This window comes from Polaribacter sp., from assembly GCF_965656025.1.
Lineage (GTDB): Bacteria > Bacteroidota > Bacteroidia > Flavobacteriales > Flavobacteriaceae > Polaribacter.
This window is the reverse complement of sequence record NZ_CBFHJT010000021.1, coordinates 6,518-27,883: the sequence shown is the minus strand read 5'-3', so window position 1 is coordinate 27,883 and position 21,366 is coordinate 6,518. Positions and strand designations below refer to the sequence as shown.

At 29.9% G+C, this 21,366-nt stretch carries 19 protein-coding genes, 1 tRNA gene and 1 pseudogene; 12 read left to right on the top strand and 9 right to left on the bottom strand.

Annotation, left to right across the window (positions count from 1 at the left end; all coding sequences use genetic code 11):
- Positions 1 to 17 precede the first annotated feature (17 nt).
- The 3 genes from ACTG3S_RS05880 to ACTG3S_RS05870 all read right to left on the bottom strand — a co-directional run bounded on the left by ACTG3S_RS05880 (position 18) and on the right by ACTG3S_RS05870 (position 2,303).
- A complete protein-coding gene (locus ACTG3S_RS05880) occupies positions 18 to 695 on the bottom strand; it encodes a hypothetical protein (RefSeq protein ID WP_439128437.1) in 678 nt (225 codons plus the stop codon).
- Between the two features lie 2 nt (positions 696 to 697).
- On the bottom strand, positions 698 to 2,179 hold the full coding sequence (locus ACTG3S_RS05875) for a tyrosine-type recombinase/integrase (RefSeq protein ID WP_439128436.1): 1,482 nt from the start codon (positions 2,177 to 2,179) through the stop codon (positions 698 to 700).
- Between the two features lie 51 nt (positions 2,180 to 2,230).
- Positions 2,231 to 2,303 (bottom strand) — tRNA-Met (locus tag ACTG3S_RS05870).
- A 110-nt stretch (positions 2,304 to 2,413) separates the two neighbouring features.
- On the opposite strand from ACTG3S_RS05870, the gene era reads away from it, so the two are divergent.
- Positions 2,414 to 3,298 (top strand): GTPase Era, encoded by an 885-nt coding sequence (era, locus tag ACTG3S_RS05865; RefSeq protein ID WP_439128435.1) that lies wholly within the window; start codon positions 2,414 to 2,416, stop codon positions 3,296 to 3,298.
- 12 nt (positions 3,299 to 3,310) lie between these two features.
- On the opposite strand, the gene ACTG3S_RS05860 is transcribed toward era, so the two are convergent.
- Complete coding sequence (locus ACTG3S_RS05860; protein ID WP_439128434.1) at positions 3,311 to 3,829, bottom strand: GTP-binding protein; 519 nt, start codon at positions 3,827 to 3,829, stop codon at positions 3,311 to 3,313.
- Positions 3,830 to 3,908: 79 nt separating this feature from the next.
- On the opposite strand from ACTG3S_RS05860, the gene der reads away from it, so the two are divergent.
- Positions 3,909 to 5,219 (top strand): ribosome biogenesis GTPase Der, encoded by a 1,311-nt coding sequence (gene der / locus ACTG3S_RS05855; protein ID WP_439128433.1) that lies wholly within the window; start codon positions 3,909 to 3,911, stop codon positions 5,217 to 5,219.
- Positions 5,220 to 5,314: 95 nt separating this feature from the next.
- Complete coding sequence (locus tag ACTG3S_RS05850) at positions 5,315 to 7,702, top strand: GAF domain-containing protein (protein ID WP_439128432.1); 2,388 nt, start codon at positions 5,315 to 5,317, stop codon at positions 7,700 to 7,702.
- Here ACTG3S_RS05850 and ACTG3S_RS05845 read toward each other — a convergent pair.
- Positions 7,699 to 8,901: a Pycsar system effector family protein gene (locus ACTG3S_RS05845; RefSeq protein WP_439128431.1), complete on the bottom strand. Its 1,203-nt coding sequence runs from the start codon at positions 8,899 to 8,901 to the stop codon at positions 7,699 to 7,701. The genes ACTG3S_RS05850 and ACTG3S_RS05845 overlap by 4 nt on opposite strands.
- A gap of 175 nt (positions 8,902 to 9,076) precedes the next feature.
- On the opposite strand from ACTG3S_RS05845, the gene msrB reads away from it, so the two are divergent.
- The 9 genes from msrB to ACTG3S_RS05800 all read left to right on the top strand — a co-directional run bounded on the left by msrB (position 9,077) and on the right by ACTG3S_RS05800 (position 19,067).
- Positions 9,077 to 9,526, top strand: a complete 450-nt coding sequence (msrB, locus tag ACTG3S_RS05840) for a peptide-methionine (R)-S-oxide reductase MsrB (RefSeq protein ID WP_439128430.1) — start codon at positions 9,077 to 9,079, stop codon at positions 9,524 to 9,526.
- A gap of 84 nt (positions 9,527 to 9,610) precedes the next feature.
- A complete protein-coding gene (msrA, locus tag ACTG3S_RS05835; RefSeq protein ID WP_439128429.1) occupies positions 9,611 to 10,147 on the top strand; it encodes a peptide-methionine (S)-S-oxide reductase MsrA in 537 nt (178 codons plus the stop codon).
- A gap of 47 nt (positions 10,148 to 10,194) precedes the next feature.
- The gene (locus tag ACTG3S_RS05830; protein WP_439128428.1) at positions 10,195 to 11,751 is read left to right on the top strand and encodes a protein adenylyltransferase SelO; all 1,557 of its coding nucleotides are present in this window, start codon (positions 10,195 to 10,197) and stop codon (positions 11,749 to 11,751) included.
- 117 nt (positions 11,752 to 11,868) lie between these two features.
- Positions 11,869 to 12,813: an aldo/keto reductase gene (locus tag ACTG3S_RS05825; protein ID WP_439128427.1), complete on the top strand. Its 945-nt coding sequence runs from the start codon at positions 11,869 to 11,871 to the stop codon at positions 12,811 to 12,813.
- Positions 12,804 to 13,301, top strand: coding sequence for a peptide-methionine (S)-S-oxide reductase (locus ACTG3S_RS05820; protein ID WP_439128426.1), 498 nt, complete (start codon positions 12,804 to 12,806; stop codon positions 13,299 to 13,301). Before ACTG3S_RS05825 ends, ACTG3S_RS05820 begins: the two co-directional genes overlap by 10 nt.
- Positions 13,302 to 13,340: 39 nt before the next feature.
- Positions 13,341 to 14,357 (top strand): XdhC family protein, encoded by a 1,017-nt coding sequence (locus tag ACTG3S_RS05815; RefSeq protein ID WP_439128425.1) that lies wholly within the window; start codon positions 13,341 to 13,343, stop codon positions 14,355 to 14,357.
- A gap of 3 nt (positions 14,358 to 14,360) precedes the next feature.
- Positions 14,361 to 14,957 (top strand): nucleotidyltransferase family protein, encoded by a 597-nt coding sequence (locus tag ACTG3S_RS05810; RefSeq protein WP_439128424.1) that lies wholly within the window; start codon positions 14,361 to 14,363, stop codon positions 14,955 to 14,957.
- A 15-nt stretch (positions 14,958 to 14,972) separates the two neighbouring features.
- Positions 14,973 to 18,671, top strand: a complete 3,699-nt coding sequence (locus tag ACTG3S_RS05805) for a metallophosphoesterase (protein WP_439128423.1) — start codon at positions 14,973 to 14,975, stop codon at positions 18,669 to 18,671.
- 6 nt (positions 18,672 to 18,677) lie between these two features.
- Positions 18,678 to 19,067 carry a DUF423 domain-containing protein gene (locus ACTG3S_RS05800; protein WP_439128422.1) on the top strand — a complete coding sequence of 130 codons (390 nt, stop codon included), beginning with the start codon at positions 18,678 to 18,680 and terminating at the stop codon, positions 19,065 to 19,067.
- Here the strand turns inward: ACTG3S_RS05800 and ACTG3S_RS05795 are convergent.
- The 4 genes and pseudogenes from ACTG3S_RS05795 to ACTG3S_RS05780 form a co-directional block, all read right to left on the bottom strand.
- On the bottom strand, positions 19,053 to 19,898 hold the full coding sequence (locus ACTG3S_RS05795) for a hypothetical protein (protein ID WP_439128421.1): 846 nt from the start codon (positions 19,896 to 19,898) through the stop codon (positions 19,053 to 19,055). The genes ACTG3S_RS05800 and ACTG3S_RS05795 overlap by 15 nt on opposite strands.
- A 70-nt stretch (positions 19,899 to 19,968) precedes the next feature.
- Positions 19,969 to 20,823 (bottom strand): TPM domain-containing protein, encoded by an 855-nt coding sequence (locus tag ACTG3S_RS05790; protein ID WP_439128420.1) that lies wholly within the window; start codon positions 20,821 to 20,823, stop codon positions 19,969 to 19,971.
- Positions 20,820 to 21,257, bottom strand: a complete 438-nt coding sequence (locus ACTG3S_RS05785; protein WP_439128419.1) for a TPM domain-containing protein — start codon at positions 21,255 to 21,257, stop codon at positions 20,820 to 20,822. The genes ACTG3S_RS05790 and ACTG3S_RS05785 overlap by 4 nt, the downstream gene beginning before the upstream one ends.
- Positions 21,258 to 21,366, bottom strand: a pseudogene (locus ACTG3S_RS05780) (LemA family protein); the annotation flags it as partial.

The window sequence follows — 21,366 nt, the reverse complement described above, 5'->3', positions numbered from 1 at the left end:
ATATTAAAAAGCAACTTTTAATCAGTTTTAACATTAAAAACTGTTTCTAACAAATACTTTTGAGACTCTTCGTCTGTGATAATTTTTTCCTTTTTATTTTTTACTTTTTTATTTTTGTTTTCATCTTTATTATTGGTAGGAGTTTTTTCTTTTAGGTCTTCAGAACTATTACTTTCTTGTCTATACCAAGTTTTCTTTTCTTCTTTTGATGTTGGAAGTACTTCTTCTATAGCAGAAAAATGTTTTTGATAGTGAAAATCTTGTAGTTCAAAAAGATGTAAATATTTTGTCAATTCTTTTTCTGTTGACTCCCTTAAAATAACTAACATTTCTTGAGAAAAAAACATACAGACATACAAAAATTCCTTATAACTTTTTTCTAAATAAGCAAATTCTTCAGGTTTTAAAAGCTGTTTGTAACTCATTAATTCAAACAAGTTCTTTTTAAGAATATCTTGTTTTTTTAAAAATATAGTTAAGTTAGAATCAGCTTCTAAATGATAATTAATTTCTAAACTTTCGGATATCCATAATTTATCAAAGGGTTGCACTATTTTCTGGAGTTCTTCAATCTCTTTATAATCAACATAATCTAAAGCAGTATCCTTTGAGATATAAAAAATAGAAGGATACATCAAACCTGCTCTTAAATTCTCATAAATTTCAAATGTATTTTGTTCTGATTTTTTACTCATAATTATCTAAATAGTTTTGAGTAATCTTCTGGTAATTCAGCATCAATTTCTCGTAAATATTTCTCTAAAGCACTCATAGAAGTATGTCCCGTAATTAACATTAAATTACTCTTGGCTTCAAATGGAGCTGAGTTTTCTCTTAATTTTCTGTATAGTCTTGAAATAAAGGTATGTCTGAAGCTATAAATTCCATAATCTTCATTCAATTTAAAATGATTTTTTACAACTTTTCTAAATCTTTTAGAAAAATGGTCTCTTCTATTGGTTTCATTTGCATTCCAAAAACCACCAATTATATTTGGTGTAAATAATAAGGATTCTTTATCTAGTTTTGACAAATCTGGTAATTCATCAAATAAAATATTAGGTATAATTTTTATTTTTAGTGGACTATTTTTTGCTTTAAATTGAACTGTTTTTGTATTGATATTGATGTCTTTTACTTTTAAACGACACACTTCAATAGGTCTAATAAAACTATAAGAAACAAATTTTATAAATAATAATAAATGTGGATCTTCTTTTTCTAAATAGCTAAAAATACTTTCTTGTATTTTTAAAGTATAGGTTTTATTTCTCTCTGGTTTTGATTTTAAAACAGGAATACTTTGTATATAGTTTTCAGTTATTAATTCATTATTCTTTAAAACTTGAAATACACTACCTAGCTCTGTTCTAAAATTGTTTCGATTTCTTGCACTCGTTTTTAATAGAATCGAGTTTAAATATTCTATCAAATTTTTTCTTGAAATTTGTTTAATAAATTTTATATTAGGATACTTTTCCTCCATCCAAATAATAAAGAGTTTTATTTTTCTTCTATAATCTCTTATCGTTCTCTCACTAACCTCTTTTTCTTTTAAATCTAGGGCAAAATTAAAAGCTTTTTCAATTGAAAGCCCCTGCTCCTCATATACTTTTGTTTTCTCTACTTGCTTAGCAATACTTTTTTCTATTGTTTTTGTTTTAACTTTTTTAGCATTTTCTTTGGTATTAGAAGCTGTTTTTCCCTTATCACTTTTGTATTGCACTGGATTTGCAATACCTTTCTGTGATATTGCTTCTTGTATTGCTGACTGTATTGCATTGTTTAGAGATGATGAAATAGCCTTTTCTTCAACCTCATTTTCTATTTCTTTTTCTTTATTAGAATTTTTCAATTTGGTATACAGCTCGTTATTATCTGTAAATGGATTATACCCTTTTCTTAGTAAAATTATGAGGTTTTTTCGATAAGAAGATAAAACACTCATTCTGGCTTCTTTAGTCTTATATTGGTTTACTTTACCGTATATATTTGCCATTCTAATTAGTTTTCCTGTTTCTGGGTTTCTAAAAGAAAAATATACATACCAGCGTTTGGATAAATCTCCTTTTGCCGTGTAAATTTTTGGGGAGGAAAAAAGTGGTAAAACTTTTAAATCGTGTTCCAAATCGTGTTCAATTTTTGTAGTAAAGGTAATTAATTCTTGAATTGATTGCATAAAAAAACAGTTTAGAGACCTAAACTGTTGTTTTATAACGACTTGAATTAGTAGCGGGAACTGGACTCGAACCAGTGACCTTCGGGTTATGAGCCCGACGAGCTACCTACTGCTCTATCCCGCGATTTGGACTGCAAATATACAACACAAAGTAAGTATTATCCAAACTTTATTTTAATTATTTTTTAATACACTTAATTCTAATCAACTACAAAAAGTAATTACCTTTGCAAAATGATACATAAAGCCGGTTTTGTTAATATTATTGGAAATCCTAACGTTGGTAAATCTACCTTAATGAATGCTTTGGTGGGCGAAAAACTCTCTATTATCACTCCAAAAGCACAAACCACAAGACATCGAATCTTAGGAATTGTAAATGATGAGCATCACCAGATTGTATTTTCCGATACTCCAGGAATTATAAAACCTGCCTATGAGCTGCAATCTTCTATGATGGATTTTGTAAAATCTGCCTTTGAAGATGCAGACATTTTAATTTACATGGTTGAAGTTGGTGAAAAAGAACTTAAAAATGAAGCTTTCTTTAACAGAATTATTCATAGTGAAATTCCCATAATTCTATTACTAAACAAAATTGACAAATCCTCTCAAAATATAGTGGAAGAAAAAATAGAGTATTGGAAAAACGAAGTACCGAATGCCGATGTTTTTGTAATTTCTGCTTTAGAAGGTTTTAATGTAACTGATGTTTTTAATAAAATAAAAGAATTATTACCAGAGGGCCCACCTTTTTACCCTAAAGACCAATTAACAGACAAATCAGAACGTTTTTTTGTAAATGAAAAAATTAGAGAAAAAATTCTAATGCATTACAAAAAAGAAATTCCCTATTCAGTAGAAGTAGAAACAGAAAGTTTTATTGAAGAAGAAAACATTGTTAGAATACGGTCTGTTATTATGGTGGAAAGAGACACTCAAAAAGGAATTATAATTGGCCATAAAGGAACCGCAATTAAACGTGTTGGCGCAGAAGCTAGAAAAGATTTAGAACGCTTTTTTCAGAAAAAAGTATTTATTGAACTTTTTGTAAAAGTGAATAAAAATTGGCGTAGTGATAAAATTCAATTAAAGCGTTTTGGTTACAATCAAAAATAACAATCATTATAATTAAATATTCTTGATCATAAAATCATGTAATTTTTTCATTTGAGGCTTTCCTGTTTCTTTACCTATTTTTCCTAAGAAATATAGTAAAATCCAAAATAATGGAAGAAAAACAAGCATAATTATTGGAAAAAAAAGTGATTCATTTAAAGATATTTTTGTGTACAATAAAGCACAAAAACCAATAAATAAAATTCCAATCACAAAATGAACAAACATAAAAAGCGTCCAAACTTGAGGTTTCGGTCCAAAAAGACCTTTTAGTTCGCAATTATTTTCAGAAACCTCTAAAACCTCTAAATGCAATTGTGGAGACCAGAAATGTTCTTCTTTTTTACGTACAGAAATAAAAATATGTCCATCTACAATACTACCTCTAAAATTAGTGTCGTCTTTTTTAAATTCAGCAGAAAACCGTTCTAAAACATCCGTGTAATTCTCTGCTAAATCAATAGAAAACCGAGGCCTTAAAAAAAGCTCGCTATTTCTTTTTTCTATTAAAAGATTCTTTTTTTTATTCACAAAAAAAGCATTTTATAACTCTAAATTTACAATAAAATATCATATAGTAAATTGTATCTTTGCAAAAAATATTAAACACATGAATAGTATTGTTGCCATTGTAGGAAGACCAAATGTAGGAAAGTCGACACTTTTTAACAGACTTGTGCAGCGCAGAGAAGCTATTGTAGACTCTGTAAGTGGTGTTACAAGAGATAGACATTATGGAAAATCTGATTGGAATGGTAAAGAGTTTTCTGTAATAGATACAGGTGGTTATGCCATTGGTTCTGATGATATTTTTGAAGAGGAAATTAGAAAACAAGTTGCTTTAGCCATTGAAGAAGCAGACATTATTGTTTTTGTAGTTGATGTTGAGGAAGGCATTACACCAATGGATGCAGAAGTTGCAAAACTGCTTAGAAAAGTAAAAAAACCTATATTTTTAACGGTTAACAAGGTAGATAACGCAATGCGTGATGCTGATGCAGTAGAATTTTACAACTTAGGTTTGGGCGACTATCATACAATATCATCCATTAATGGAAGTGGAACTGGGGATTTATTAGACGCCATTGCAGAAAAAATGCCCGAACCGGAAGAAATAGACTTAGATAAAGAAGAGTTGCCAAGATTTGCAGTTGTAGGTAGACCAAATGCAGGGAAATCTTCTTTTATAAACGCTTTAATTGGCGAAGACAGAAATATTGTTACCAATATTGCTGGAACTACCAGAGATTCCATCGACACAAAGTACAACAGATTTGGATTCGATTTTAACTTGGTAGATACTGCAGGAATCAGAAAAAAATCTAAGGTTAAAGAAGATTTAGAGTTTTATTCAGTAATGCGTGCAGTGCGTTCTATAGAATATTCTGATGTAATTGTTTTAGTTGTAGATGCAACTCGTGGTTTTGAAGGGCAAGACCAAAATATTTTTTGGTTGGCAGAAAAAAACAGAAAAGGAGTTGTCATTTTAATTAATAAGTGGGATTTGGTTGAAAAAGAAACCAATACCATGCGCGATTTTGAAGCCATGGTTAGAAAACAAATAGAACCATTTACAGATGTACCTATTGTGTTTATTTCTGCATTAACAAAACAAAGAATTTTTAAAGCCATAGAAACTGCTGTAGAAGTTTTTGATAAAAGAAAAAACAAAATACCTACAAGTAAGTTAAATGATGTAATGTTAGATGTGGTAAAAAGCTATCCACCACCCGCAACAAAAGGGAAATTTGTAAAAATTAAATACTGTATGCAGTTGCCTACACAAACACCTCAATTTGCATTTTTCTGTAATCTACCTCAGTATGTTAGAGATCCTTACAAACGTTTTATAGAAAATAAATTACGTGAGATTTACGACTTTTCTGGAGTGCCAATTACTATTTATTTTAGGCAGAAATAAAATTTCACATAAAACTTTAACTTATTAAAAGTAAGTAATTCTTTACAAATTCGACTATCGACTTACAATTTTGTAAATTTGTAAAAATCGAAAGAATGAGAATTATAGAACCAAATGATATAGAAAAAATTGAGTTGCCAATGCAACTAAATATCTCTTTTCAAAAGATATTTACTCATTTTGAAAAATTTGGATCAGAAAAACATAAGGCTCATCCGTTTCATAGTTCTGCATTAAAAATGATTGATATCTTTAATCAATATCCAGAACTGAATGATGGTTTTTCAGACTATACTTTATTAGAAAAATATAAAAAACAAGTAAATCTTTTATTAGAGCCTTTATTTCCAGAACCTTTAAAGTTAAACGAAATAAAAGCAGCTTGCATCCCTTTTTCTTTTGCTTCCTTTAAATTTTCTGAACGTTTTAAAAATATTTTAGACAATGCAGGTGAAGATTACGAATTTAATGTAAGAAACTTCGAAGACGAAAGCATGTACATAATGGCATGTACCTTTATTTTAGCTTTTGTTTATGATTATAAAATAGATACCAAAAGACCTTTTTATTTTGATATACCAGACAAAACAACGGGTACAATGAAATATTACCGAGTTGCTTTTAATGGAGATTTTTCTGACATCATTCCTACAGAAAAAGCACCTAAAATCACAAAAGAAGATTTTAGAGAGCTTTTAAATAATTTTGATAACATCAATTTATGGAAAGAAAAATTTCCACCAGAAAGCTATATTTTTAAGGGGTTTGGTATTATAAATCTGTTTGATGTTACTTCAGAGGAAATGCTCTCTGAAATAAAAGCCAACTTATTGGCTAGTGGAGATAATTTAATCTTTAAACTTCAAAAAAACTTAAGAGATTTTTATAGCTTAAAAGATTTAAAATTGGGCTATTCCATCTTTGACAATATCAATGAGAAATTGTGTGAAACTGTTGTTAATAAATCAAACAGTATTGTTTTAAACAATAAAGAAGAAATTAATTGTTCTTCAGGTTATTTTTGCGATGGAATTATGCAAAAAGTTTTTGTAGAGCATCAAACTTTTGTCATTTCAGACATTGAGGAATATGGTCTTAAAACCAATAAAAATAATTTTTATCAAAATTTATACGATGGTGGCATTCGAAGTATTATTCTAATACCGATAAAAGCTTCTAAAAATGGAGATTTAGCCTTGTTAGAAATCGCATCACCAAAAGCCTACGATTTAAATTCGGTAAATATTAACAAGTTAAAAGACATCATTCCTGTTTTTGAAGCTGCTGTTAAAAGAACTTCCGAAGAACGACAAAATGTATTAGAGGCAACCATACAAGAAAATTACACCTCTATACACAACTCTGTAAAATGGCGTTTTTATCAAGCAGCAGAAAAATTTCATCTAGAATCTCAAACCAATGAGAATGCTAAATTAGACGAAATTGTTTTTAATGATGTGTATCCTCTTTTTGGGCAAAGTGATATAAAAGGCTCTTCTGAAGCACGAAACAAAGCCATAAAAGAAGATTTAATTACGCAACTTACATTGGCAATATCTGTTTTAGAAGATGCTTGTCAAAAAGAAAAATTACCCATTTATAATGAGTTAATGTTTCGTGTATCTACCTATTTAAATGACGTTAAAAAAGATTTAAATGCTGGTGATGAAGTAACAATTTTAGATTTTTTACAAAGCGAAATTTACCCTGTTTTTAATCACATTAAAGACTTAACAAAAAGTCTTAGCAAAAAAGTAGCTATTTACATGAATCGTTTAGATGAAAATTTAAACGTGGTGTATGAAAAAAGAAAAGATTACGAGAAAAGCGTGAATCTTATCAACGAAAAATTGGCGAAATTTATAGATAGAAGGCAAAAAGATGCGCAAAATATGTTTCCTCATTATTTTGAGCGTTACAAGACAGATGGTGTAGAATTTAACATGTACATTGGTGCTTCTATTACCAACAGTAAAAATTTTGATGAGTTGTATTTGTACAACTTGCGTTTGTGGCAATTACAGGTAATGTGTGAAATGGAAAACATTGCTTATACTTTATTAGATAAAATGCCTCACAATTTAAGAGTTGCCTCTCTAATTTTGGTACAAAGCAATCCGTTAGCCATTAAATTTAGAATGGACGAAAAACAGTTTGATGTTGATGGCGCTTATAATATTCGTTATGAAATCATCAAAAAAAGAATAGACAAAGCACATATTAAAAATACGGAAGAACGTATTACGCAACCTGGCAAAATTGCTATTATTTACTCGCAAGACAAAGACGCTTTAGAGTACATAAAGTACATCAACTATTTACAATCTAAAAAACAATTGGGTAAAATAGAGTTTTTAGAGTTAGAAGATTTACAAGGTGTGTCTGGTTTAAAGGCTTTACGAGTAGAAATTATTTATCAAAAAGATTTTGATGAGCAAAAAACCATTACCCTTAATGATCTAATTAAGCAAATAGAAGCTTAAATAGGCAAACCATTATACTTAAAAGAAACACCAAAAGCAATTACACTCACAATAATACCGATCATAAAAACGGTGTAAGTAAGTCTTAAAATTTTGTACTTTCTATTTAAAACCAGGCCTAAAAAATATAAATCTTTGGTTAAAGAACCATATAGATAATCTCTGTCTGTCATCATTTCAGAAATACCCCATTCAAAATCATCTAATTGCATTTGATGAAAATTACCAAAAAACAACAAGTTTACTTTTTTATTAGCAACATCTTGCTTGGTAAACTTACCTTCTGTAATATTGGGTCTGGTTGCAATTATAGATAACACAATAGATACCACTGTAAAACAAACAAAAATAACAGTAGGTATTAAAAGGTGTGCGTTTGAAGGATTATCTAATTTCGGCAACAAATTAGACAAAGCCAAAGAAATAATGATGGCATTTACAGACAATAAAATATTGGCTTTGGTATCTGCAATATTACTTAAAGTCATGTGGTTTCTAAGTGCGACCCTAAACATAGTTTCTACGCCACGTTCTGGTACAATACTCTTATTTTTCTTTAACTCTAAGGCTACCTTTTTTTGTTTAAATTTCCTATTTTCTTTCTTTAATTTTTTTTGATTTTTTAAAGTTTTAGCTATATTTTTTTCTTTGTTTTTACTCCAGTTTTTTAGCGCAAAATCTGTGTAATATCTGTGTTTACGGGTTAAAAAAGATAAATTAACCGCCAACCATTCTGCATTGGTATATACCGTATCTAAACACAACTCCCACTCTTTTCTTAACAAAGCTGTATAATTAGAAAATTTAGATGATGCTAAATGAGAAGAATCTGCATCTTTAATAATTTTTTCTAAATCATTTTGTGGCAAATGATTCATTTTAGTCGCTAAAATAAGATTAGATATCTCTGTGATTCTTTTTGATGCAATTTTTTTAGAAGTTAAAAAATCAGTAGCAATTTTTACACTATTTTCTTCGTGATTTTTGTAACCTTCTACATAACCCGTATCATGAAACCAAGCAGCAATTTCTAAATTTTCAGATGCTGTTGTAGCAACCTCCATATTTTCTGCAATTTCCTTGCATTTTATTACAACTCTTTGGGTGTGCGCCAAATTATGATATAAGTGATTTGCATGTAATTTTTCACTTAGCAAGTTAAAAACATACTTTTCTACTTCAATAATTAGTGCACTCATATCTAGATTTTTTACAAAAATAAACAAATAATAATGGTTTATTTTACTTGATTTTTGTCGTAAATTTATAAAGTACTTTCAACAAACATAAAAAGTGTTTTTTTTGTAAGTAAACAGACCTTTTTTCGTCTTATAAAATATATAAAACAACTACTTAAAAAGAAAGAATTTAAATATGCTAACTTGGAAAAACATCATCAATTTTACTACAAAAGGAAACCCAACTCCAGATAAAAGAGTAGAAAAATCTGAAGAAGAATGGAAAACTATTTTAACACCAGAACAATTTAGAATTACCAGAAAAAAAGGTACAGAAAGACCACATTCTGGTGCTTTGTGTTCTATTTATGATGAAGGGCAATACAATTGCGTTTGTTGCAACACACCTTTGTTTGATTCTACTATAAAGTTTGACTCTAGTTCTGGATGGCCAAGTTTTACACAACCCATTAAAGAAAATGCTATAAAATATCATAAAGATGTATCTTTTGGTATGGTTAGAGTAGAAGTTTTGTGCAATACTTGCGATGCACATTTAGGACATATTTTTCCTGATGGGCCTGAACCAAGTGGTTTGCGTTACTGCATCAACTCAGAATCTATGGTTTTAAATCAAAATAATTAAATCGTCGTTGCGAATAGAGTGAAGTAATCTCCCAAAAAGATTACTTCAGATACTCTTCTTTGGTAAATACAAGAAAGAAAAAAAATGAAAAAAAATATACAAATAGCCACTTTAGGAGGTGGTTGTTTTTGGTGTACAGAGGCTGTATTTCAAGAAGTAAAAGGTGTAGAAAAAGTAATTTCTGGTTATGCTGGTGGCAATGTACCTGGCAAACCCACCTATAGAGAAATTTGCTCTGGTTTAACAGGGCATGCAGAGGTGATACAAATTACTTTTGATGCAAATTGCATCTCTTTTGAAGATATTTTAGTTATTTTTATGACTACACACAACCCAACAACCTTAAATCAGCAAGGAGCAGATAGAGGTACACAATATCGATCTGTAATTTTTTATCATACAGAAACACAAAAAATAATTGCAGTAGAAGTTATCAAACAATTACAAGCGTATTTTAATGATAAAATCGTAACAGAAATAAGCCCTTTACCCATTTTTTATGAAGCTGAACAAGAGCATCAAAATTATTACAAAGAAAATACACAACAAGGGTATTGCAGTTATGTGATAGAACCCAAATTGGCGACTTTAAGAAAACTACATGCAGATAAACTAAAGTAACTGTTTTAATAAAACTGCCAAATAAGTATCAAAAGAAGAGAGAAAAAATGAAGTTAGACATAAAAAACACATTTTTAAATAATTTACCAGCAGATCCTAATTTAGAAAACACAAGACGTCAAGTGGAAAAAGCTGCGTATTCATTTGCAAAACCTAAGAAAACAAAGAATCCAAAAATACTGCATGTTTCTCAAGAAATGGCAAATGAATTGGGTATTTCTAAAGAAGAAACTGCCTCTGAATTCTTTAAAAATGTATTTACTGGAAACGAAATTTACCCCAATACAAAACCTTATGCCATGTGTTATGCAGGGCATCAATTTGGCAATTGGGCAGGACAATTAGGTGATGGTAGAGCTATTAATTTATTTGAAATTGAACAGCAACAAAAAAATTGGAAGGTACAATTAAAAGGGGCTGGAGAAACACCATACTCTAGAACTGCAGATGGTTTGGCGGTTTTGCGATCTTCTATAAGAGAGTATTTATGCAGTGAAGCGATGTTTCATTTAGGAATACCAACAACCCGAGCTTTGTCTTTAAGTTTGTCGGGAGATGACGTTTTACGCGATGTTTTATACGATGGGAATCCTGCTTACGAAAAAGGCGCTATTGTTTCAAGAGTAGCTCCTTCTTTTTTACGTTTTGGAAGTTTCGAAATATTTGCAGCAAGAGATGATCATAAAAATTTAAAAGTACTAACAGATTATACCATAAATCATCATTTTTCGCACTTAGGAAAACCTTCTAAAGAAACCTACATCCTTTTTTTTAAAGAAGTTGCAGAACGTACTTTAGACATGATTATCAATTGGCAAAGAGTGGGCTTTGTACATGGAGTAATGAATACAGACAACATGTCTATCTTAGGATTAACCATAGATTACGGACCTTATGGATGGTTAGAAGGTTTTGATTTTGGTTGGACACCCAATACTACAGACAGACAACATAAGCGTTACAGATATGGCAATCAGCCAAATATTGGTTTATGGAATTTATACCAATTGGCAAATGCTCTATATCCTTTAATTGAAGAAGTAAAACCTTTAGAAGCTATTTTAAATCAATATAAAATAGATTTTGAAATAAAATCTTTGCAAATGATGCAAGCTAAATTGGGTTTATATTTAAATGATAAAAACGATTTAAAATTGATACAAGATTTAGAAGATTGTTTACAATTAACAGAAACAGACATGACCATTTTCTTTAGACTTTTAAGTGATTTTAAAGATGAAAAATCTGGTTTAGAAATTATAAAAGTGGCTATTTACAATTTTGAAGATGTTTCTGACAAAATTATTGATGAATGGGATACTTGGTTTTTAAATTATAAAGTTAGACTTGAATCTGAAGGTATATCAAATTTAGAAAGAAAAGAAAAAATGGATGCTGTAAACCCAAAATATGTGTTACGAAATTACATGGCTCAACTTGCCATTAATGCAGCAGATGCAGGAGATTATAATTTAATTGACGAATTATTTCAACTCTTAAAAAACCCATACTCAGAGCAACCAAAAAACCAAAAATGGTTTGCAAAAAGACCAGAATGGGCAAGACATAAAGTAGGTTGTTCTATGTTGTCTTGTAGTTCGTAAAATTAAGAAATCTGTCAGTTCAACCTTGTGGAGAAATCTAATTGTAAATTTCATGATGAGATTTTTCGACTCCATTTCATTTCGATCAAAATGACAACTCTAACAAAATAAAAAAATATGAAACTAGGTTTAGGTACAGCAGCTTTAGGAAGACCACAATACATTAATGTGAGAACAGCAAAATGCGATAATTCTGATTTAGAGAAATTTAGAAAAGAGAGTTTTCAAGTGTTAGAAAACGCCTATCAAATGGGTATCAGGTATTTTGACACTGCTCCTGGTTATGGTTTGGCAGAAGAATTGGTTTTAGAATGGTTGCAATCGAAGAAAGATAAAACTATTAAAATTGCCACAAAATGGGGTTATACCTATACCGCAAATTTTGATGCAAATGCAACCGTACATGAAGTAAAAGAACATAGCATTGCCAAATTGAAAGAACAATGGCATTTTTCTGAACAACTACTACCCTATTTAAAAGTATATCAAATACATTCTGCAACTTTAGAAACCGGTGTTTTAGAAAATAAAGAAGTGCTAGCGTTTTTACACAGGTTAAAACAAAAACATCAGCTAAAAATAGGATTATCGACTACTGGAACAAATCAAGTTGAAGTTATAAAAAAGGCATTGAGTGTTCAAGTTCATGGAGATTTTTTATTCGATGTTTATCAAGTTACTTATAATTTTTTAGATCAAAGTTTATTAAGTGTTTTAAACGAGCTCAAAGAAAAAAATAAGCAAATTGTTATTAAAGAAGCATTGGCAAATGGACGAATATTTAAAAATGGAAATTATCCTCATTACTCCAAAATGTATTTTCTTTTAGAAAATTTAGCCAAAAAATATAAAGTTGGTGTAGATGCTATTGCTTTAAAATATTGTTTGCAAACCATACCAAATGCGACAGTTTTAAGTGGAGCTAGTAGTATAGAACAATTAAATGAAAATTTAGAAACAAAACGTATCTCACTTTTAGATGCTGATATTGAAGCGTTAAGCAGCTGTAAAGTTTCACCAGAATTTTATTGGAAAGAGCGAAAAAACTTAGCATGGAACTAAAAAAAATTGCTTTTGGCGGTGGTTGCCATTGGTGTACAGAAGCTGTTTTTCAATCGTTAATTGGTATAGAAAAAGTAGCACAAGGTTGGGTGGCTTCTACAAATAAAAACAGCTCATTTTCTGAAGCTGTAATTGTTGAATTCAATAAGAAAATCGACATTAAAACATTAATCGAAATTCATTTGAACACCCATAAAAGCACCAAAAATCATGCTATGCGTAATAAATATCGCTCTGCGATTTATTATTTTTCTTTAGCTCAAAAAGAAGAATGTGAACAAATTCTTATTGATTTACAAACAGATTTCTCCAATAAAATCATCACTCAGATATTGCCTTTTCATAAATTTAAACCATCCTCTGTAGAGTATCAGAATTATTACAAAACCAATCCAGAAAAACCCTTTTGTAAAAAATACATCAACCCAAAATTAAACTTCTTGATAACTAATTTTTCTAAACATACAAAACAAGCAAATTCCATTTAATGTTTTATCTTAGTAAGAAATTCTAACACACTTTATTTTATGTTGCATGAGTTTAAAGAAATTATTAATACAGCACTTGTAAATCAACAAAAAGGTATAAATAATGTTTTAGTTACGGTTGTAGATTTAGAGGGTTCTTCTTACAGAAAACCTGGTGTTAGAATGTTAATTTCTGATAATAACACGTATACTGGTGCAGTAAGTGGTGGCTGTGTAGAAAAAGAAATTGTTAGAAGAGCACAAACTGTTTTTAAAGATAACAAAGCCAAAATAATAACTTATGATGGCAGATATCGATTAGGTTGCGAAGGTATTTTGTATATTTTAATAGAACCATTTGAGGTCTCAAGTAAGTTTTTAAATCAATTTACAAAAGCCTTAGAAAATAGAGAAGAAATAGAAACTAGTTGCATCTATGAAAAAAGAGATGAAGCCGTTGGTGATTTTGGCACTATTATCTCTTTTAAAAATAATTTAGAATTTACTTTTTCTACAAACAAAATACAAACAAAAACAAACAGTCTTATCTTTAAACAAGCCTTACAACCTTTATTTAAACTACTTATTATTGGTGGCGAACATGATGCAGTGAAACTATGTAAAATAGCTTCTAATTTAGGTTGGCAAATAGAAATAATAACTTCTGCAAAAGACACGAAAGATATTGCTCATTTTTCTGGGGCTAGTACGTTAATTAATTCGACACCAGAAATGATACATTTTTCTAAAATTGATAACAATACTGCCATTGTTATTATGAATCATAGTTATGTACAAGATTTAAAATATTTGATAAAATTAGTAGATAAAACTCCTATTTACATTGGTATTTTAGGCGCCCCAAAAAGAAGAGAAAAGTTATTTAATGAACTTTTTGAATACGCTCCTGAAACTACAGAAGATTTTTTAGATTGCATATACACACCAGCTGGTTTACAAATTGGTGCTAAAACAGCAGAAGAAATTGCAGTAGCAATTATTGCAGAAATTTTGGCAGTTGTTAGAGAAAAAGAACCACATTCTTTAAGAGAATTGAGTGGAAAAATACACAGCTAGTTTATGAAAAATATAGCAATTTTAGTTTTAGCTGCAGGTAAATCTACCAGAATGAAAGCCCCAAAACAACTGGTAAAAATTGGTAATAATTATTTATTAGAAACGGTTTTAACAAAAGCAAAGGCAATCAATAGAAATCATGTGTACTGTGTTTTGGGCGCAAATGCTACAACAATTAGAAGAGAAATAGCATCATCAAACATTCATTTTGTTTACAATAACAATTTTGAAACAGGTTTAAGTGCAAGTATTGTTTCTGGCATAAATGCAATGTATTTAAAACCCTACCTATACGATGGTGTTTTAATTTTATTAGGAGATATGCCAGCTATAGAAAAAGACTATTTACAGAGTATGATTGACCTATTTTCTAGAGATAAATCAAAAATTATTGCTTCAAATTATAAAAACAAATTAGGTGTACCAGCTGTTTTTCCTAAAAGTTATTTTTTAAAATTAAAATCTTTACAGGGCGATTTTGGAGCAAAAGATATTTTAAACAATAATACAGATGTGATAGCAATGCAAAAACAAACCAATTTTATAGATATTGATACAGAAAAAGACCTACAAGATTTTAAAAACTCTATTTTAAAATAGGTATTTTTGTTAGATATGAAATTGATAAAAAACACCTTATTTATTTTACTCCTTTCTTTACTTATGGCAGCTTGTGCCACAGTAAAAATGCAAGTTGTAAAAGATTATAAATACATCCCGAAAAAAGATTCTGCCAAAGTTTTACATTCTTTTTACTTAATAGGTGATGCTGGTAATTCTGAATTAGGCAAAAAAGATTCTGCTATATCTTATTTAGAACAAGAAATTAAAAAAGCTAAAAAAAATTCAACCTTAATTTTTTTAGGAGACAATGTTTATCCAAGAGGGATTCCGAAAGAAAGTTCTAAAAAGTACGAATTAGCCAAACATCGTTTAGAAGTACAAACAGATTTAGGAAAAAAATTTCCTGGAAAAACATTATTTATCCCAGGTAATCACGATTGGTATAGTGGTTTAGAAGGCTTAAGAAGACAAGAAAAATTAGTTGACAAAGCCTTGGGTAAAAACACCTTTCAACCAGAAAGAGGTTGCCCTTTAGAAAAAATAGAGGTAAATGATGCTATAAATATTATTGTTGTAGATTCTCATTGGTATGTTACCAATTGGGACAAGCACCCAGGTATTAATGACCATTGTGCCATCAAAACAAGAGCTAAATTTTTTGATGAGTTAAAAGGAATGATAAAAAAATCTCAAGGTAAAACTACCCTTATAGCTTTACATCATCCTATGTTTACCAATGGCCCTCATGGAGGTTATTATTCGTTTAAAAGCCATATGAAACCTTTACCTATTTTTGGTTCTACTTTAAATATTCTTAGAAAAACATCTGGTGTTACCAATACAGATCAACAAAACACAAAATACAACGAATTAAGAAAGCACGTGATTACTTTAGCACAACAAAACGAAAAAATTATTTTTGTTTCTGGTCATGAGCATAGTTTACAATACATTGTACAAGACAATATACCACAAATTGTAAGTGGTTCTGGTTCTAAATTAACTGCCACAAAAAATGTAAATGGCGGTATTTTTTCTTATGGTACACAAGGGTTTGCAAGGTTAGACATTTATACAGATGGTGCAGCAACTGCACATTTTTACACAGCAAAAGAACGCAAAATTGTGTTTGAGGCAAATGTGTTTAAAAAAGATAGTATTATTAAATACAACAACTTTCCTAATGCACTTTTAAAAGAAAAAAGTGCTACTATTTACACACCAGAAGAGAGTACAAAAAGTAATTTCTACAATTTACTTTGGGGTAAAAGATATCGTGAATATTTTGGTAAAAAAGTTTTAGCTCCCACAGTAAACATCGACACGCTTTTTGGTGGTTTAACACCCGTTAGAAAAGGTGGTGGAAATCAATCTAAATCTTTGCGCTTAGAAGATAAAGACGGTAAAGAATATGTAATGAGAGCTTTACGCAAAAATGCAGAGCAATATTTACAGGCAGTTGCATTTAAAGAACAATATATAGAAGGGCAATTTTCTAAAACTTTTACAGAAAGTTTGTTGTTAGATATTTTTACAGGCTCACATCCTTATGCGCCTTTTACCATCGATAAATTGGCAGAAGCTGTAGGTGTTTATCATACAGTACCCATTTTATTTTACGTGCCAAAACAGAAAGGTTTAAAAGAATTCAATGCCAATTTTGGAGATGAATTATACATGATAGAAGCAAGAGCTGCTGACAATCATGGAGACAAAAAATATTTTGGTTATGCCAACGAAATTATTAGTACAGACGACTTACGAGAAAACTTAGCAAAAGACGAAAAGTATGTTTTAGATGAGGCTTCTTACATTCGTGCACGTTTGTTTGATATGTTAATTGGAGATTGGGACAGACATCAAGATCAATGGAGATGGGCAGAATTTAAAGAAAAAGACAAAATTATTTACAAACCTGTGCCACGAGATAGAGATCAAGCTTTCTCTATATTTAGTGATGGTTTTTTATTAAATATCATTACCAGCGTTATTCCTGATATCAAAAATATGCGTTCTTATAAAGAGGATATCAAAAACCCTGCAAACTTTAATCTTGCTGGGTATTTATTAGACATTCGTTTTATAAAGGAATCTGATAAAAAAGTTTGGGATGCACAAGTTGCAATCATCCAAAAAAACCTTACGGATAAGGTTATAGAAACGGCCTTTAAAAAGTTTCCAAAAGAGGTAAATGATGCTACAATACTAGATATAAAAAGAAAATTAAAGGGGCGAAGAAAGAATCTTCAGAAAATTTCTGATAAGTATTTTAAGTATTTAAATAATTTTCAAGTAATTACAGGAACCAATAAGGATGATTATTTCGAAATAGAACGTTTTGCAAATAACGATACTAAAATTACAGGTTATAGAATTAAAGGTGGCAAAAAAGAAGACATAATACATCAAAGAAGATATAAAGCCAATGTAACTAGCGAAATTTGGTTGTATGGTTTAGATGATGATGATATTTTTGTAGCCAATGGTGTAAACGGTAATAATCCAATTAAACTTAGGATTATTGGTGGTTTAAATAACGATACTTACGAAATTAATGTTCCTAAAAACATTAAAGTTTACGATCAAAAATCAAAGCCAAATACGTTTAAAACTAAAAATATCTACAAAAAAATTACAGATGACTATAGAACAAATACCTATAGTTATAGAAAGTTGAAAAACAAGGCTAATTTAATTTCGCCAACAATTGGTTATAACCCAGATGATGGTGTTAAAATAGGTTTAAAAAACACTTCTATTATTAATGGTTTTGAAAGAAATCCTTTTACTAGTAGACACATTTTAGAAGGTGGTTATTTTTTTGCTACCAATGGTTTTGAATTAAAATATAATGGCGAATTTGCAAACATTATAGATCGTTTTAATTTGGGTGTAAATGCACAATTTACAAGCCCGAACTATGCTATTAACTTTTTTGGGTATGGTAATAATTCTTACAATCCGCAATCAGAAGATTTAGAAAACAGAGATTATAACCGAGTAAAAATTAAGCAATTTAAGGTAGGTACTTTTTTAAAATGGAAAGGCGAGTTAGGTGCTAGATTTATGATAGCAACCAACTTTTTTAGTTTTGATGTAGAAAGAACCAACAACAGATTTTTAGAAACACAGTTTGCGCCAGAAAATAGGATTTTTAAAACGCAAAATTTCTTTAACGCAGAAACTTCTTACAGTTATAAACATTCAGACAATCCAGCATTTCCTACTTTGGGTATTTCTTTCAAAGCACTTTTAGGGCATACTAGAAATTTAGAAGAAAATCGAAACTTTTCTTATGCAAATACTTCTTTAGGTATTACACATAAATTAATACCAAATGGTAAATTAGTATTGGCATCGAAAGTTGATGGTTATTTTATTTTTGGTTCTAATTTTGAGTTTTATCAAGCAGCAACTATTGGTGCAAATAATGGTTTAAGAGGATACAGAAACGAACGTTTTGCTGGTAAAAACTCATTCTATCAAACTACAGATATTAGATATAATATTAGTAATTTAAGAACAGCCATTCTACCAATAAATTTAGGTGTTTTTGGTGGTTTTGATTATGGTAGAGTTTGGGATACACCAAATATAATAGGTATTTTACCAAAATCTTCTAAAACATTTAATACTTCTTATGGTGCAGGTATTTTTATAAATGCTGCAAATATGTTGACAGGTAATTTAGGTGTTTTTAATAGTGATGATGGTGTAAGGTTAAACTTTACATTGGGTTTCGATTTTTAAAAAATTATGAGTTATATAGCAATTATTTTTGGAGCAATTTTTGGTTTTTTAGCAATTATTTTAGGTGCTTTTGGCGCACATCTACCAAAGAAAAAACTTACCGAAGCACAATTACAAAGTTTTGAAACGGGTGTTAAATACCAAATTTATCATGCCATTGTTTTACTTGTTTTAGGCTACCAGTTAAACATAGAAATTAATATCGATAAATACATTGTGTATGCTTTTATAATTGGTACAATTTTATTTTCATTTTCTATTTATGGTTTGGTAATTTCCTCTGCAAAAAACAAAAAAATAAAATTATTAGGCCCGATTACACCTTTAGGTGGATTGTTTTTGGCTATAGGTTGGTTTTTGTTAATCTATAAATATATAGTCTTAATCAATTTTTAATTGATACAAATTACCATCAGATGCACGTGCTCTTTCGTCTGTGATTAAAACGGTATTGTTATCTTTAAAAGTGATGCTTTCTTTTTGAGATGGATATTTCAAAGGAATAATTTTAACCTTTCCCGACAAAAACTTATCACCCATAAAATCCGTAAAAACAATTACATTGCTTTGGGAAAGTAGTACTACTTTTTTACCGTCATTAGAAATATCTGCTGCTGTAATTGCACATTTAAAATCGTTACAATTTTCAAACTCATCTACTATTTCTGCAACGTAGTCACCTTTTTTAGCAGGTATTTTATATAAAGTTGTTTTACCATAATTGTCTTTTACCCTACTTTTGGTAAAAATATATAAGTATTTTTTAAAATAGAAAAACGCTTCCGCATCAAAATATCTTTCTTCTTTTTTTGGAGGAAATTTGTTTTGATTTGGGTACTCAAATTCAATTTCATCTACCTCTGCTTTTTTTTCATCTAGCTCATTATGTGCTACAATTACAATAGATAAATTCTTTCTTTTATTTTTGTTATTGCCGAAATCACCAATATAAATAGTACCATTTGCATCAGAAGTTAAATCTTCCCAATCATGATTTTTGGCTCTGATGTAGATTTCTTTTATGATTTCTCCCTTTTCATTCAAGCCAAATAATTCTGGTTTATTTCCACTGTCATTAATCATCCAAATTAATGAAGATTTTGCTGCTATTTCTATACCAGAGACTTCTTCTAACGCTTTGGGCAAATCTGCCAATATTTGCAATTGCCCAAAATTTTGACAACTATAACATAAGAGTACACTAAAAAGTATTGCAATTTTTTTCATGTAGAATGAAATCTTAATTAATTAAAAAATCTAAAAAATTGTTTTGAAAGAAAGTCGTTTATTTCAAGTTTTACCAACTTCCTCCAGCTCCACCTCCACTGAATCCACCACCACCAAAACCACCTCCAAAACCACCTCCAAAACCACCAGAAGAACCACCAAAACCACCTCCAGAAGAACCACCAAAACTTCCACCACCTCTACCTGCATTACTTAAAATAATGGTATCAAAAATAGTGTCTGCTAAAGAGCCTCTTCTATAGCGTTTTCCTCCTCCTCTATTGTTTTTATTTCCTCTAGAAACTAGAATAAAAAAGATAATTATGATGATGATAAAGAGAATAATACCAGGGTCAAAACCCTTTGAATTTTGTTGTCTTATTCCTTCAAATTCGCCATTTAAAGCTTTAAAAATAGTATCTACTCCCCTATCTAAACCTGCATAAAAATCTCCTTTTTTAAACTCAGGAATGATAACGTTTCTTGTAATTTCTCCAACAATACCAGCCGTTAAAATTGGCTCTACACCATAACCAGGAGCAATCCAAATTTTTCTATCTTTTTCTGCTAAAAGAATTAGAATACCATTATCTTCTTTTGCTTGACCAATTCCCCACTCTTGCCCCCATCTTGGAGCTAAAATCCCAATACTTTCATTATTTGTTGTTTCTATAACTACAATAACTATTTGTGTAGAAGTTGAATCTGAATATCTTACAAGCTTGTCTTCTAAAGATTTTTTTTGTGAAGTTGATAGCAAATTTACATAGTCGTAAACACTGGTCTGAAATTTAGGTTTTTGAGGAATTTTATAACCTTGAGAAAAAGTATTTAAAGAAAAAAAAAGTACAAAGATGAGTAATAGTTTTTTACTCAAACTTACTAACTGAAAACTGCCCTCTGAAAACTGTTTACTGAATATCATCCTTTAGAAATTTCATTAGAAAGTTCGTCTACATCATCTGCTTGATACGGAAAATGACCTTGTAATTCTTCGCCTGCTTTTAAAACACCCTCTACAATTCCTTGTTTAAAATTACCTCGTTTAAAGTGGGTTTGAATGGTGTCTTTCGTAGCATTCCAAAAGTTTTTTGGCACTACATCATTAATGCCTTTATCACCATAAATCACAAACTTTTTATCATTTACAGCAACGTATAACAATACTGCATTTGCATCTTTCGTATTGCCCATTTTTAAGAGATAAAATACTTCTAACGCACGTTCAAAGTGCTCCTTTTTTGAAGAAGCCTCTATATGTACACGTATTTCGCCAGAAGTATTTTTCTCTGCAGTTCTAATTGCAGCAATAATTTCTTGTTCTTCTTTAGGAGTAAGAAACTCTTCTACTTTAGACATTTATTTTTTATTAAAATCAAAGTTTACATCTGGTGCATTTTCTGAACCAGGATCTGCTTTGTAACGAGCCATTTCATCAAAATTTAAAATACCTGCTAGCAAGGAACCT